At 70.2% G+C, this 14,975-nt stretch carries 8 protein-coding genes; 4 read left to right on the plus strand and 4 right to left on the minus strand.

Translation table 11 applies throughout. From position 1 onward, the window contains the following. Positions 1-11: 11 nt before the first annotated feature. From ACTJKJ_RS18960 to ACTJKJ_RS18970, 3 genes are read right to left on the minus strand one after another with little or no spacing between them, the layout of a single operon-like run. Positions 12-4,148, minus strand: a complete 4,137-nt coding sequence (locus tag ACTJKJ_RS18960; RefSeq protein ID WP_440821370.1) for an RHS repeat-associated core domain-containing protein — start codon at positions 4,146-4,148, stop codon at positions 12-14. Continuing rightward, positions 4,145-5,686 carry a hypothetical protein gene (locus ACTJKJ_RS18965; protein ID WP_440821371.1) on the minus strand — a complete coding sequence of 514 codons (1,542 nt, stop codon included), beginning with the start codon at positions 5,684-5,686 and terminating at the stop codon, positions 4,145-4,147. Before ACTJKJ_RS18965 ends, ACTJKJ_RS18960 begins: the two co-directional genes overlap by 4 nt. A 13-nt stretch (positions 5,687-5,699) precedes the next feature. Further along, positions 5,700-7,808 carry a type VI secretion system Vgr family protein gene (locus ACTJKJ_RS18970; protein ID WP_440821372.1) on the minus strand — a complete coding sequence of 703 codons (2,109 nt, stop codon included), beginning with the start codon at positions 7,806-7,808 and terminating at the stop codon, positions 5,700-5,702. A gap of 250 nt (positions 7,809-8,058) precedes the next feature. Between ACTJKJ_RS18970 and ACTJKJ_RS18975 the strand changes: the two genes are divergently transcribed. After that, positions 8,059-8,919 (plus strand): metallophosphoesterase, encoded by an 861-nt coding sequence (locus ACTJKJ_RS18975; RefSeq protein WP_440821373.1) that lies wholly within the window; start codon positions 8,059-8,061, stop codon positions 8,917-8,919. Between the two features lie 22 nt (positions 8,920-8,941). Here ACTJKJ_RS18975 and ACTJKJ_RS18980 read toward each other — a convergent pair whose 3' ends face one another. Beyond that, positions 8,942-10,879, minus strand: a complete 1,938-nt coding sequence (locus tag ACTJKJ_RS18980) for a diguanylate cyclase domain-containing protein (protein WP_440821374.1) — start codon at positions 10,877-10,879, stop codon at positions 8,942-8,944. A gap of 243 nt (positions 10,880-11,122) precedes the next feature. On the opposite strand from ACTJKJ_RS18980, the gene ACTJKJ_RS18985 reads away from it, so the two are divergent. The 3 genes from ACTJKJ_RS18985 (at position 11,123) to ACTJKJ_RS18995 (ending at position 14,969) form a co-directional block, all read left to right on the plus strand. Next, entirely contained in the window at positions 11,123-11,629 is a 507-nt protein-coding gene (locus tag ACTJKJ_RS18985; RefSeq protein ID WP_440821375.1) for a GNAT family N-acetyltransferase, read from the plus strand. 95 nt (positions 11,630-11,724) lie between these two features. Beyond that, positions 11,725-13,341, plus strand: coding sequence for a polyamine aminopropyltransferase (locus tag ACTJKJ_RS18990; protein WP_440821376.1), 1,617 nt, complete (start codon positions 11,725-11,727; stop codon positions 13,339-13,341). Further along, complete coding sequence (locus ACTJKJ_RS18995) at positions 13,323-14,969, plus strand: FAD-dependent oxidoreductase (protein ID WP_440821377.1); 1,647 nt, start codon at positions 13,323-13,325, stop codon at positions 14,967-14,969. Before ACTJKJ_RS18990 ends, ACTJKJ_RS18995 begins: the two co-directional genes overlap by 19 nt. The last annotated feature ends 6 nt before the right edge of the window (positions 14,970-14,975 follow it).

Raw genomic sequence — 14,975 nt, forward strand, 5'->3', positions numbered from 1 at the left:
CCAATACAAAATCATCCACATCCCCCGCCTTTGACGCGTTTGGATTTCCAGACCCCGGTGGCGGACTGATAGTATCGCCGGACGGTCTTTCCATCGCCCTCTATCACCTCTAGAACAACGTCTGCTGAAGCCCGGGGGAATTCGCCCACCACGGCTGGACGAAACACCCACGTTCGGCCAGTATCGGACGCGACGTAGCGCACGGACACCCCTTCCTGATGCACAACATCGCGCAACAGCGGACGACAACCCGGACTGCACGGATCGAGAATCCCCTTCATATGCACCACATCACCTCGTTGAAGATCACCACTGACTTCACGAAGATACTTTGGTTCAGTGTGTGAATTCAAGCCATAGCGTCCCGCTTCTTCCTTGGTGAGCCCTCCGCTTTGCACGGTCGCACGAGTACCCGGCACCTCTTCGCCATTTCTTTCTATCCAGGCTTCCAGTTCGTGCCGGTCGAGCCCCAGCGGGTCGACCCAAGTGAAAACATTCGGCCCATACTGATAGCAACCGAGCCCCCCTGTAAGACCGATCGGGTCTTGACTGATGAAAATACCAGCCAAGGGATCGAAATAGCGGTAACGGTTGTAGTGGAGGCCTGTCTCTTCGTCCTCTTGCTGCCCTTGCAAGCGGATGGGATTCGCAACTTTGTCAATAGCGACATGGACTCGCCCCCACACATCATATTGCGCCGACCATACGACCTCCCCGTCGTCGGCGATGAGCCGAGTCGGAAAACCGTTGGGGTCGGTGTTATAGCGGTAGCTGTTTCGACTGTCTATCAGAGCCAGCGGTACAAATGTGCGGGGATAGTAGAGATACTCGCGCTGCGCCAAGTCCTGTGATGGATTGTCGGTATTCTCAAGCACCAGCGCATCGCGATCCCACCCAAATCGCGTGGAACTGTCTCCAGTTCGCTTGAAAATGCGCCGCCCCAGGGGGTCATAGCCGTACAGGGTTTCCCTGACCGTCTGGCATTCATTGGTGACGAGCCTCACGCGGCTCCGAACCAGCCGCTGATTCGCATCCCATTCCAGCGAAAGCGTCGTCGACTCGCCGGTGTCATCGAGTGGGCGTTCGTTGCGCCGTTCCGCCAGGTTCCCCGCGGCATCGAAGCCGTAATGCACTCCCTCGCACCAGCCTTCGCGTCGCCACAGACCATCGCCTTGCTTCACACCAGTGCTCAGGCGGTCCCCCGCCGGATCATGGAAGAACTTCTGGAGCTTCCCCTGCGGATCAATGTGCTCGACGACCTGCCCCAGCGGGTCATAGCGGAACTGATCGAGCCCATGTTGGCTGTCCTTGCGGTGGGTGAGGTTGCCTGCGGAGTCATAGGCGTACTGCGTGCTGAACAACCAATCGGCCTCCCGCCGCACGCCCTGCCCCGTCAGCCGGCCTTCCGCGTCGTAGTGGTACTGCCGCTCGAGACCTGGTGCCAATGTCTCCTTCACCACCTGCCCGGTTTCGTCGCGCTCGATCGTGATCGGCGGTTCGTCGTTGATGCGGATCGAGGTCGGTTGTCCGAGCGCGTCGTACTCGTAGGCAATGGTGTTGCCGGTGCTGGTCTGACGACGGAGGCGCCGACCCAGCGCGTCGAACGAGTTCCTGATGACAAGGTCGCCCTGCTTTTCCTCCAGCAAGCGGCCTTCGACGTCGAGCGTCCGCTCCACCTTCACGTGCTCGTTCGCGCAGCCGATGAGATTGCCGTTCGCGTCGAAGTCGAAGGTCTCCTCGAATTGCCGTCCCGCATCGAAGGGATGCTCGAAGCGCTTGCGCCGGATGCGTCCGAGTTGATCGGTCGTGTAGTCGATGGCCCGACCCAGCGGGTCGATGCTCTGCTTCAGATGCCCCGTGAGGTCGAAGACGTATCGCGTCGCTTGGCCCCAGTAGTCGACCTCCTCGACCACGCGCCCGAGCGCATCGCGCCTGAGCTCATACATCTCGCCGCGCTGGTTGCTCACACCGACGATCTGCTCTTCGGTGTCGTAGTGGTACTCCACCACATGCCCATCGCTCTGGTGGCGCTTGGCCACGAGCCCTTGCCCGAAATACTCGAAGCGCGTCCGGACGCCGCGCTCGTCTTCGTAATGCGTCAAGTTGTCCTGAGCGTCATAGACGCAACGGACACGACCGCCGGCCGGCATGACGGCCTCGATGAGCCGACTCTTCCGGTCGTAGGTGTAGCGAGTTCCACGGCCCAAGGCATCCAGCCGGCCAAGCGCATTCCCCAGCAGGTCTCGCTCAAACCGCGTCACATGTCCCAGCGCGTTCGTCACGCTGGTCAGATAGCCATCGGTGTTGTAGCCCAACCGCGTCGTGGCCTTGAGCGCGTCCGTCACGCTCAGCAGCAGTCCGTCTCCGCTGTATTCGTAGACGGTCACCGCGCCGAGCGGGCTCGTCTGCTCGGCCAGCAGCCCGCGCTCATCCCATCGCTGACGCCAGCTCGCGCCGTTGGGATCGGTGATCGCCACCGGCTTGTCGCGCGCGTCGACCTCGATCGACATCGCGCTGCCGTCCGGCCGCGTGAGCTTCAGCAGGTTGCCGCGCTCGTCATAGGCGTATTCGGTCCGGTGATTCGCCGCGTCCACCACCGCCGTCGTGCGTCCGACCTCGTCGTACTCGAAGATCGTGCGACCGCCCAGCGGGTCGATCTCCAGGATCGGCAGGCCGTGCTCGTCGCACTGGACCGTGGACACATGCCCCAGCGAATCGGTGATCCGCACCTCGCGGATCGCGGGCCAGTAAGCGAATTGGTAGTCGTACAGCCCGCCGTCGCCCCACGCGCGCACGACCTGCCACTCCTCGCCGCCTTCGCCGCGCTTGTCGTACTCGTAATGGAAGGACAGTCCCGTCCGGTTGGTGTGCCGCACCATGTGGCGGCCGTCGTAGGCGAATCGGTAGGGGTGGTCCAGTTCATCGCGGACCGCCGTCAGGCAGCCCTGCGCATCGTGCTCGTAGCTGACGAAGGTGTGGCTGAACTCGGCCTCGGCCACGTACAGCGAGAGCGACCGGATGAAGCGCCCGGCGTACTCGACCAGCAGATGTCGTCCGCCCGATTCGCGGATCGCGCTCAGCCGGCCCTCCACCCATTCGTAGAGCAGCCAGTTGCCGCACAGGTCGCTGACGCGGCCCAGCGGCACTTCCCGCAGCTGCCCGGTCACGGGGACCGTCAGCGACTTCGGGAAGTGATAGGTCAGATCGCCCTTGGTGCGCACCCGCCACTCGTCACCGTGGTCGCTGAGCCGCGCGCCATCCATCAGCTCCAGCACCGCCGCCGCGTCGCCCTGCGCGGCCGGCAGCGCGGGGAAGAGTGCCGGCCCGGCATCCGGATGGAAGAACACCACGCTGCCGTCGGCCGCATCGATCTCCAGCCGCGCATCGGCCGGACTCTCCCAGCCGACGCCGCACGCCCCCACCCGCTCGCGCCCCGAGGCGTAATTGCGCACCCAGTCCATCGGGACACGCCAGGGCAGGCTGAAGTCCACCTGCTCGACACTGACCTCGCCGGTCAGGATGTTCACCGGCTCCGCGCGCAGCACCTTGCACTTCAGGAAGCCGGGGTCCATGTTCTTGAAGAGCTTCTGCCGGAACTTCTTGAAGCCCGCGCCCATCGCCTTGCCGAGCCGCGACTTGGCCAGCTTGCCCAGGCCCGCGAAGGCGCCGCGCGCGATCATGCCGGCCATCGAGATCGTCGGCGCGCCGCCCACCTTCACCGTGTTGGGGATCGCCAGGTTGAAGCTGGTGGGCAGCAGGTTGGGCAGCTTGAGCTTTTTCTTCTTCGGCCGCGGCGGGCTGGGCATGCCCGCGATCTGGCAGCCCAGCACCGGCAGCGCGAGGTAGGACAGCGGATCGCCGTCGGCCACCACGGTGGCGCTGCCCATGAACAGCTCGTCGTCCTTGTCCGGAATCATCGGCGCGAACGGGAAGCCGGGCGGGATGTGCACCACGATCGCCGAGGTGCCGGCCGTCGCGCGCTTCATGCCCATCACCTTGACGGTCGCGCCGATGAAAGGCAGGTAGTCGAAGGGATCGAACACCACCGACAGATGCGGCGTGGGCAGCGGCACCGGGCCGGCCGGCGTGGTGCACAGATGGATGTCGATGCCCAGCTGCGGGTCACCGTGCTTGGCGGAGAGATTCATGCGGCGGGTCCTTGGGCGGTCGACGGCGCCGCGGCGGGGCCGATGGCGCCTGGCATCGCGATCGGCCAGGATGGACCGAACAGGCCTCGTGCCTGTTCGAACAGCTCGAGGAAGGCGGCGCTGCCGCCAGCCGCCTCGCCGTCCGCCCTCGCCTGCGCCGCATGCTGCAGCGCCTGCTCCTCGTCGAGGTGCTCGCGCTCGACCCGGCGCAACTCGGCCACGTCGGCGGACGACTCCAGCGCCGCGGCCTGCTGGTCCAGACGCCCTCGCCGGCTCAGCTGCTCGCGGTCGAGGTCGCGCCGGATCGCCTCGATGCGGCCGGCGCGCTCCGGATCGACGAGCCGCAGCAGCTCGAAGCAATGCAGCGGCAGCGTCGTCATCGGTCGCGAGGCGGGCCGCAGCCCCTCGCCGACGGCCAGCGCCGGACGCCCGAAGGCCAGCGCCGCGTCAGCATCGCCGGCACGCGCCAGGCAGAAGCTGCCCATGCGCAGCGCCTCCAGGCGCATCAAGGGATTGGGCAGCGCGGCGGCCAGTTGCTCGGCGGCCTGGTAGCACGGCACCGCCGCGCGCGGCTCGCCGGCCGCGATCAGCGCCGCGGCCTCGCCGAACCAGGACTGCAGCACCAGCTGACCGCCCGCCGGATGCCCCGCCTCGCGAGCGGCTTCGGCGGCAGAGCGCGCATGGCGGTAATGGTTGACGGCCTCGTCGCAGCGCCGCTCCTTGAGCATCACGCCGGCGGTGAGCAGCCGCACCGCCACCTCCTGGTCGGGCCAACCCTGCTGGCGCGCGAAGGCCAGCGCATCCCGTGCCTTGAGCTGCACCTGGTCGGCGGAGCCCTTCTCCGCGAGCGCGAACAGTCCCGTGAGCAGGCTGCGGAACACGCCGCCCGGCCCCACCGCGGGCTCCTGCGCGAAGGTCTCCTGCGCCACCGCCCAGGCATCGAGCGCCAGCGGCTGCACCAGCACCTCGGGACGATCCTCACGCGCCAGCCGCTCCAGGCGCGGCGCGCCATCGGCATCGGGCACCAGGAGGCGCACGCCATCGGGCTCGCCGGCGTCGAGCGCGCGGGTCACCCAGGCGGCCCAGGCCTCGTCGTCGGTCACGCTCGCGGGCGAGAGCACGGCGACGAGCTGCCCGAACACCGGGTGATGCCCGGCCAGCGCGGCCAGCGCGCGCATGAAGGCCGCGGCGGTGTCGGGGACCTCGTCCGGTTCGAAGCGCCAATCCGGCGTCTGCCCGGCCTGGCGCAACTCGTCGTGGCTCGCGGCGTACTGGCCGGCCAGCGCTTCCTTGAGCGCGCGCGAATAGGCGATGGACTGCTCGAACGGCGCATCGAAGACGACGAAGGTGTCGCCGCCGACGCTGCCGGTGGCGTCGCCCGCGGGCGCATGCCGCTGCATCTCGAGGAAGGCGTCGAGCAGGCGCCTGCCGCCGTCCGGCACCTGCCACAGCAGCAGGCGCTTGTCGGGCTGGTCGACGAACGCCTGCCAGTGCTGCAGCAACTCGGCGAGCCGGCGCTGCACCGGATTGATGGCCATGGCCATCCTTTCTTCAGCAGTTCAGGGAGATTTCCGTCCCGTTGACCGACACGCCACTGGCGTCGACCTTGATGACGGAGCCGCCGGCGCTGATCGTGATGCTGCCGCCGTCGATGACGACGGTCGACGAGCCCACGCCCAGGGTCAGCGCGCTGGCCGAGGTGTAGCTGCCCGCGCCGGTCGCATGCAGGGCCATGGTCTCGGTGGCGCCCTGCGTCAGCGGGCCGCTCGCCTGGACCGCGAGCGGGCCGGTGACGGCCTGGCTGTAGCCGCCGGTGACCGACTGCGTGTAGCCGCCGGTCACGGTCAGGCGCTTGCCCGCGCTCACCGTCTTTTCCTCGCCCGCGGTGACGGTCTCGACGAACTGGCCGTTGACGGTGTTCTCGCGCTTGCCGTTGACGGTGTTGGTGACATCGCCATGCACGGTGCGCGCGGTCACGCCGGTGATCGTCTGGGTGTAGCCGCCTGCGGTGACCGTCATCTCGTGGCCGGCGTTCACCGTCTCGGCCAGCTTGCCCACCACGCTCATCGTGCGGTCGGCATTGACGGTCAGGGTGTCGTTGACCGACACGGTCGTCGTGCGGTTGTTGTTGACCGTGTTGGTCTGGTCGTGCAGCACCGTTGTGGACATGTCGTACTGCGCATGCAGGGTCATCTGCTCCTGCCCGGCGGTGTCGTTCATCGACAGCTCGTTGTAGCCGGCGCCCTTGTGCGTCCTGGACTTGATGCCGCTGACCACCGCGCCCTCGGGCAGGCTGTAGGGCGGCATCTGCTCGGCGTTGTAGAGGCGGCCGACGATGAGCGGCTGGTCCGGGTCGCCCTCGAGGAAGTCGACGACGACCTCCTGCCCGATGCGCGGGATGGAGACGCCGCCCCAGCCCTTGCCGGCCCAGGGCTGCGACACGCGGATCCAGCACGAGCTGCGCTCGTCGCGGCGGCCGCGCCGGTCCCAGTGGAACTGCACCTTCACCCGGCCATAGGCATCGGTGTGGATCTCCTCGCCGCCCGGCCCGGTCACGGTGGCGGTCTGCGGCCCCGGCACGATCGGCTTGGGCGTGCGGCGCGCCGGCCGGAACTGCTGCGCCGCCGGGATCGCGGCGAACTCGCAGCGCAGGTCGGTGTCGCCACTGCCCGATTCGCTCGCTGCCTGCCGGACGATCAGGCGGGTCGACGTGATCAGGTACTGGCCGTTCTGGTCATCGCGCGGATGCCGCGTCATCGCCAGCAGCCGGCCGACGCACACGCCCTGCGCATTGGTGCTGCCCGCGAGCAGGCTGAAGGCGCTGTGCAGTTCGTCCAGGCGGTCTTCCGCGTACTGCGCGCCGTCGGCGGACTGCAGGTAGCCGCCCGGGAAGTCGAAGATCTCGCCGTCGGCCAGGTCGTGCGCATGGGCCCGCGACTGCTCGGTCAGCAGCGAGGTCGAGGGCCGCTCGAAGTCGTAGTCGGTGAGGACGACCTTGCCGGGCTGCATGCGCTGCTCGCTGGTCCAGCGGCCGATGTGCTCCAGCAGCGGCGGCGCCTGCTCCACGTTGCCGTAGAACGGCAGCGACTCGCACCCCGGCGCGCTGTCGTGCGCGCTGGCCGCGTCGCAGAGCACCAGCTTGTGGCCGCGCTCGTCGTGCTCGACGTGCCAGTAGATGCCTTCGTGCTCCAGCAGCCGCGCGACGAAGTTGAAGTCCGTCTCGCGGTACTGCACGCAATAGGTCCAGGGGCGGTACGGCCGCATCAGCTTGAACTCGAAGCGCGCCGCCGCATGGTCCTGGAACACCGCGGCCACGATGTCGGGCACGCTCATGTCCTGGAAGATGCGGCAGTCCGCGGTGCGCGTGAGCAGCCACGGCCAGGGCCTGAGCGTCATTTCGTAGACGGCGTGGCGGCCCTCGAAGCCGCCCTGCGCGAAGCGCGCGACATGCCCGCTCAGCCGGCGTGGCGCCGCATCGCGCAGCGCGATGACGACGGCCACCGGCTTGCCGAGCAGGTCGCCGGCGGCGATGTCCAGCCGCTCGCTGAGCAGGCGGAGCTGGATCTCGCCGAGCTCGCTCAAGGCCTCGGTGGCGTGGCACTCGTGCACGCGGAAGGTGCCGTCGGGCAAGGGGGATTCAAGCCGGAGGGAAGCGGTCATGTCGCGCGGTGCTCGGTGGGGCCTGCATTAGAGGCAGCGCCCCCCGAGGGGGTAAAGCGACGAAAGTCACCAGCGGCCGGCACGCCAGCGCGACGGCGCCGCCAAAGGGGTGACCTTCCGCACGGGCACGCCCAGGCGCGCCGGCGTCCGCCGCGGGGCCTGCGGACGTTCCACGCGTTGCGACGCGTTGCGATTCTTTCCGTCGTTTGCACCGCATACTCGCCACCGTCCGCCGCTCCCAAGCCCCTCGATGCTGTTGTCCGCGCTGCGTCAGTTCGTGACCTTGCTGCTGTCCCTGCTTCTCGCCGCCGCGCTGCTGGCCGCCTGGGGCCTGTTGATCGAACCCCGCTGGGTGGCCGCCCGGGAAGTCCAGGTCGCGGTGCCCGATTGGCAAGGCCCTCCGGGACTGAAGGTCGCCGTCGCCTCGGACTGGCACATCGCCCACGAGTTCCGCCACGTCATGACGATGGCGCGCGCCCAGGCGGTGGTCGACGCGATCAATGCCGCGGCGCCGGACGTCGTGCTGCTGCCCGGCGACTTCATCCATGGCCGCGGCGAGGACGGCACCACGCCCGAGCAGATCGCCGCGATCCTCGGACGGCTACGCGCCCGGCATGGCGTGTACGCGGTGCTCGGCAACCACGACTGGTGGACCGACGGCCCGCGCTTCACGCGCGCGCTGCGCGCCGTCGGCATCCGGGTGCTGCTCAACGAGGCCGTGCCGCTGCCGGGTACGGCGGTGTGGGTGGTGGGCATCGGCGACCGCATGTCCGGACACAGCGACCCGCGTCGCGCCGTGCGCGGCCTGCCGCGCGGCGCGCAGGCCCTGGTCCTGATGCACGACCCGGCCAGCGCGCTCGACCTGCCGGCGCTTCCCGGCCTCACGGTCGCGGCCCACACGCATGGGGGTCAGGTGCGCGTGCCGTTCTACGGCTCCGTCGTCGCGCCCCACGGGTGGCCGAAGGACAAGACGCGGGGCTGGGTCGACGTCGGCCGGCAGCCGGTCTACATCACCAGCGGCCTGGGCGTGAGCATCTACCCGATCCGCATCAACGTGCGGCCGGAGTGGGTGATGTTCACGATGAGCTCGACCAGCGCGAAGGCGCGTTGACGCGTCACGCGTCGACGGGACGCTATGCCACCCACAGCGCGCGGGCGGCCGGCGCCGGCGCTGATGCCGACGCGCCGCGCGGCGGCCCGCCCGCCGGCCCTGCGGCCACGCCGAAATGGAGACGGCCCTTGCCGGCGCGCTTGGCGGCATACATCGCCTCGTCCGCGCCGCGCATCACCGTCGCCGTGTCGCAGGTGCCGAGCGCCAGCACGACGCCGATGCTGGCGCTGATGGTCACCCGGTGTCCGTCGCCGATCGCGATCGGCCGCTCGATCTCCGCCAGGCAACGCTGCAGCACCGCGCGCGCGCCGGCCGCGTCGCCGCTGGCGGGCAGCACGATCGCGAACTCGTCGCCGCCCAGGCGGGCCACGATGTCGTTGGCGCGCAGCGTCTGCTGCAGCCGCTCGGCCACCTGCCGGAGCACCTCGTCGCCGGCCTCGTGGCCATGGCGGTCGTTGACCGGCTTGAAGCCGTCCAGGTCGAGGTAGCAGACCGCCAGTCCCCGGTCCGCCCGCAGCGCGGCGGCCTGGGCGTCCACCAGCTTCTCCTCGAAGAGCCGCCGGTTCGGCAGCCCGGTCAGCGCATCGCGGAAGGCCATGCCGTAGGCCTTCTCCTCGCTCTGCTTGAGCGCGTCGATGTCGACCAGCATCCACAGGCTCTCGTCCTCGGAGACCAGGCTGCCGCTCAGGTCGATCCACAGCGGCGTGCCGTCCTTGCGGCGCATCTGCACCTGCGTGCGGAAGCGGCCGCCGGCCCGCAGCGCCGCGTAGCCGACCCGGCCGATGTGGTCGAAGGTGGCCTCGTCCAGGTAGAGCTCGCGCATCGACTGGCCGCGCAGCTCGCCGGGCGCATACCCCAGGATCCGGCCCAGCGCCCGGTTGTCCCAGAGCACCACGCGGTCCCTCAGCCGCGCCATGCCGATCAGGTCGTTCTCGAGCATCAGCGCCTGCTCGCGGGCGGTGCGGTCGGCGGCCAGCCGGCCGTCGTGCTCGCGCTTCTGCCCGCGGTAGAGCTGCACCGAGACGCCGCCGATCAGGCCCACCATCAGCGCGACCAGCCCGGCGAGTTCCGCGCATTGCCGGTACCAGGCGCCGAGGTACTCCCCGGTGCTCAGGCCGGCGTACATCGTGAACGCGTAGCCCGGCACGCGGCGGTAGGCGGTGATGCGCTCGACGCGATCCAGCGCGGTGGGCGTCACGTACCAGCCGCGGTCCGGATTGCGCTTGAGGTTGACGCGCAGGGCGTCGGAGACGATGGCCTCGCCCAGGCCCTTGACCGAGCCGGGCTCGGACACGGAGTGGCGCGCGACCAGCAGGAAGCTGTCGTTCGTGCGCATCGCCATCGCGCCCGAGCGGCCGAGCTCCATGCCGGAGAAGAGCTGGGCGAAGTGAGCCGAGGTCAGCTCGGTCAGCACGATGCCGTCGAACTGGCCGTCCGCGTTGATCAGGCGACGGGCGGCCACGATGCACCACTCGCCGGTGACGCGGCAGCGCAGCGGCTCGGACACGACGGTGGCGTCGCGGGCGCGCGCCCGGTCGAAGTAGCTGCGGTCGCCCAGGCGGATCGGCGTCGCCGACGGCGCCTCGCCGTGGACCAGCACCTCGCCCGTCGCATCCGCCACCCGCAGGGCGCTGACGTGCCTGAGCAGTTCGCGCTGCTCGTCGAGCATCTGCGCCAGGACGCGGGTCCGGTCGGCGGCGTGCGCCGTCTTCGCATAACGCTCGGCCATCGTGGCCAGCGCGTTGTCGATCAGGCGCAGCTCGGCGGCGACCTCGCCGCTCATGCTCGCGGCCAGGTTCTCCGCGGTCAGCTGCGCCGCGCTTTCGTCGCCTTCCCGGGCATTGCGCAGGCTCAGCCAGGCGGCCGCGCTCAGGGTCAGCGCCAACGCCAGGTTGCCCGCCACCAGCCAGCGGCGCAGCCGGGCCGGGGAAGTCGTTCCAATCGTGCGTCGCTTGAGCATGGGAGTCCTTTGGGGCGGAGCCCCGGGCATGGCGATCCAGGCCGGCGGGTCCGTATCGCCGTTGTACGGGCGTCTCGATCGGCGCGCCATCCAGCACCGGATGAACCTCGTGTAGGTCGATCCACGACGGGCGTTACCCTTTCGCCTCCGTTCGCCGTCCATTTCCGCCCTCTTCTTCCCCCGCTTCCGCCCCTGTCCCGTCCCGAGCGCCGGCGGCCACGGAGCGCCAAGAGAAAACTCACGATGCACATTCCCACCCTCGAATCGGAACGCCTGGTCCTGTCGCCCCCGGACCGCCGCTGCGAGGACGCCTACCGGCGCTTCTATGCCGATGCCGACGCGTCGGGCGCCTATGGCGGCCCGCTGGCGCCGGCGGCCATCTGGTCGCGGCTGGCCTTCGACATCGGCGTCTGGACGCTGCAGGGCTTCGGCGTCTGGGCGATCCGCCGCCGCGACGAGGACGCGGTGCTCGGCATGTGCGGTTTCTGGCAGGGGCCGGGATGGCCGGTCGAGCTCACCTGGTGGTTGCTGCCCGAGGCGCGTGGACAAGGACTCGCGCTGGAAGCTTCCCGGCTGGTCGTCGCCCACGCCCATCGCGTCTGGCAGTGGCCTTCGGTGCAGACCTACATGCGCGACGACAACCACCCCGCCCGCGCCCTGGTGGCCCGTCTGGGCGGACGCCTGGTCGAGCGACGCGCCTTCCCCGATGGCGAGAGGCGCGATCTCTTCGAGATCCCTCCCGCCGCCTGAGCCCGCGGGCCCTGCGGAACCCGCCGGCCGGCACTCCATGCCCGGGCCGGAGCCGGGGCCGGGCGAACCTCGGGCGCGTGATAGCCTCGCGCCCCATGTCCCAAGACCCCACCGCCGACGCGGCGTCCCCGTCGGACGCCGCCGGCGACACCGAGTTCCCCGGCAGCACGCGCGCCCGCGCCTCGATGGCCGAGGTCCTGCTGCTGGCCAGCGTCTTCGTCATCGCCGCCTGCGGGCTGGTCTACGAGCTCGCCGCCGGTGCGCTCGCCAGCTACCTGCTCGGCGACTCGGTGCTGCAGTTCTCCACCATCATCGGCGCCTACCTCTTCGCGATGGGCCTGGGCTCCTGGCTGTCGCGCTACATCGACCGCCAGCTGGTCGCGCACTTCCTGCGCCTGGAGCTGCTGGTGGGCGTCATCGGCGGCCTGATGCCGGCGGCGCTGTTCACCGTGCACAGCCTGCTGCCGCCCTCGCAGGCGCTGGCCTTCCGCGTGCTGCTCTACGGCCTGGTGCTGCTGGTGGGCACGCTGGTCGGGCTGGAGATCCCGCTGGTCATGCGCATCCTCAAGCGCCACTTCCGCCAGCGCTACGCGCTCAAGGAACTGGTCTCGCAGGTGCTGACTTTCGACTACCTCGGCGCGCTGCTGGTGGCCGTCGCCTTCCCACTGCTGCTGGTGCCGCAGCTGGGCCTGGTGCGCACCGGCCTGTTCTTCGGGCTGCTCAACGTCGCCGTGGCGGTGTGGGCGCTGTGGCTGTTCCGCGCCGAGCTGCGAGCCTGGCGCTCCCATGCGCTGACCTGCGCCGTGGCCATCGCGCTGCTGGCCGCCGCGATGGCCGGCGCCGACCGCCTCAGCACCTGGGCCGAGGACCGCTTCTACGGCGAGCAGATCGTGTTCAAGGAAAGCAGCAGCTACCAGCGCATCGTCGTGACGCAGGGCGCCGGCGGCACGCGGCTGTTCCTCAACGGCAACCTGCAGTTCCACTCGCGCGACGAGTACCGCTATCACGAGGCCCTGGTCCATCCCGCGATGGCCGCGCAGGGCGCGCCCCGCCGCGTGCTGGTGCTGGGCGGCGGCGACGGCATGGCGGTGCGCGAGATCCTGCGCTACCCGAGCGTCGAGCACGTCACGCTGGTCGAACTGGACCCGCACATGACCACGCTGTTCTCGACGATGCCGCTGCTGCGCCAGCTCAACCAGGACGCGCTGCGCAGCCCCAAGCTGGAGATCGTCAACGCCGACGCCTTCGGCTGGCTCGAGGCCTCGCAGGCGAGCTTCGACGTCATCGTCATCGACTTCCCCGACCCCAGCAATTTCGCGCTGGGCAAGCTGTACACGGCCAGCTTCTACAGGTTGGTGGACCAGCACCTGGCGGCCTCCGGCTACGCGGTGATCCAGGCGACCTCGCCGCTGGTGGCGCCGCGCGCCTACTGGACCGTGGTGACCACGGTGGAGTCGGTGGGCCTGACGGCGACGCCCTACCACGCGCATGTGCCGAGCTTTGGCGAATGGGGCTATGTGCTGGCGAGCCGCCGGCCCTGGTCCATGCCCCGGCAACTGCCGCCGGGCCTGCGCTTCCTGAGCCTGGAGAGCCTGCCCGCGCTGATGAGCTTCCCGCCGGACATGGCGCGCCCTTCGGGCCTGGAGGTGAACCGGCTGTCCAACCAGGTGCTGGTCCACGAGTTCGAACGCGAATGGGGCAAGCTGCATTGAAGCGGCGCGACCTGCTCGTGCGCGCGACGGCGGCCGCGCTGCTGCCGATGCTGTCCGCCTGCGGGCGCGATGCGCGCCCCGTCGCCGACCGCCTGGCCGAGCGGCTGGCCGGGCTGCCCGGCGGCTGGACCGGCGCGAACTGGGAGCGCGGTCATCGGCTGCGCGGCGCCCTGCCCGACTGGTCGACCGCCACCGCGCCGCCCCGGCGCGCGCAGGTGCTGGTGCTGGGCGCCGGCATCGCCGGCCTGGCCTGCGCGCGGCGGCTGCGACTGCGCGGTGTCGACGTCGCGCTGCTGGACGTGGAGGACGTCCCCGGCGGCAACAGCCGCGGCCACCGCATCGCCGCCGGGCCGGCGCTCGGCGAGGGCCTGCGCTGCCCGCTCGGCGCGCACTACCTGCCCACGCCCGGGCCCGAGGCCGTCGAGGTGCGGGCGCTGCTGGAGGATCTGGGCCTCGCGCGCGAGGAACATGGCCGCTGGGTCTATGAGGAGCGCTGGCTGTGCCACAGCCCGCAGGAGCGGCTGTGGTGGCGGGACCAATGGGTCGACGGCCTGCTGCCACCCGCGGAGTCGCCCGAGGTCCAGGCGCAGTACCGCCGCTTCGGCGAGCTGGTCGAGCAGGCGCGGCGCGAGGTCGGCTTCGCGATGCCCAGTACGCATCACGCCTGGACCGCGGCGCACCAGTCGCTGGATGCCAGGACCTTCGCCACGTGGCTCGACGAACACCAGCTGACCGCGGCGCCGCTGCGCTGGTACCTCGACTACTGCTGCCGCGACGACTACGGCGCGGACGCCACGCAGGTGTCGGCCTGGGCCGGCCTGCATTACTTCGGCAGCCGCCATGGCTTCATGAGCGGCGAGGAGCGCGAGGCCGTGCTGACTTGGCCGCAAGGCAACGGCTGGTTGTCGGAGCGCCTGGCCGCGCCGCTGGCCGAGGCCTTCCACGGCGGCCGGACCGCGCTGCGCGTGCGCGAGGAACGGCACGGCGTGCAGGTGCTGGCCTGGAACGAGGCGGCGCGACACGCGGAGCGGTGGGAGGCCGACCAGGTCGTGATGGCGATGCCGCTGTTCATCGCCGCGCGGCTGGTGGAGCAGCCGCCGGCCGCGCTGACCGAGGCCGCGCGCGGCATGCGCTACGCGCCGTGGCTGGTCGCCAACCTGCTGCTCGACGCGCCGCCGCTGGAGCGGCTGGGCGCGCCGCTGTCCTGGGACAACGTCGCTTATGGCGGCGAGGCGCTGGGCTACGTCAATGCCGGCCAGCAGGACCTGGATCCCAGCCGCGGACCGCTGGTGCTGACCGCCTATCGCGCGCTGCGCGAGTCGCAGCGCCGCGACCTGCTGCAGGACGACTGGCGCGCCTGGGCCGGTCGCGTGCTGGCGGATCTCGCGCCGCTGCACCCCGACCTGCCGGAACGGCTGCAGCGCATCGAGCTGATGCGTTATGGCCACGCGATGAGCATCCCGCATCCGGGCCTGCGCGGCTCACCCGCGCTGGCCGCGCTGCGCGAGCGGGCGCAGGGCCGGCTGCAGTTCGCGCATGCGGACCTCGCCGGCTACTCGGTGTTCGAGGAGGCGTTCACGCAGGGCGAGGCGGTGGCGGCGCGGATCCAGGCCAGGGCGTCGCGTTGAGCGCGG

It is taken from the genome of Roseateles sp. 22389 (assembly GCF_052044995.1).
Classification (GTDB): domain Bacteria; phylum Pseudomonadota; class Gammaproteobacteria; order Burkholderiales; family Burkholderiaceae_C; genus Roseateles.

Bases quoted from the DNA above. Each gene is read 5' to 3' on its own strand.
- ACTJKJ_RS18975 (WP_440821373.1), top strand. From the start codon at position 8,059: ATGCTGTTGTCCGCGCTGCGTCAGTTCGTGACCTTGCTGCTGTCCCTG.
- ACTJKJ_RS18960 (WP_440821370.1), bottom strand. From the start codon at position 4,148: ATGAATCTCTCCGCCAAGCACGGTGACCCGCAGCTGGGCATCGACATC.
- ACTJKJ_RS18995 (WP_440821377.1), top strand. From the start codon at position 13,323: ATGGGGCAAGCTGCATTGAAGCGGCGCGACCTGCTCGTGCGCGCGACG.
- ACTJKJ_RS18990 (WP_440821376.1), top strand. From the start codon at position 11,725: ATGTCCCAAGACCCCACCGCCGACGCGGCGTCCCCGTCGGACGCCGCC.
- ACTJKJ_RS18970 (WP_440821372.1), bottom strand. From the start codon at position 7,808: ATGACCGCTTCCCTCCGGCTTGAATCCCCCTTGCCCGACGGCACCTTC.
- ACTJKJ_RS18965 (WP_440821371.1), bottom strand. From the start codon at position 5,686: ATGGCCATCAATCCGGTGCAGCGCCGGCTCGCCGAGTTGCTGCAGCAC.
- ACTJKJ_RS18980 (WP_440821374.1), bottom strand. From the start codon at position 10,879: ATGCTCAAGCGACGCACGATTGGAACGACTTCCCCGGCCCGGCTGCGC.
- ACTJKJ_RS18985 (WP_440821375.1), top strand. From the start codon at position 11,123: ATGCACATTCCCACCCTCGAATCGGAACGCCTGGTCCTGTCGCCCCCG.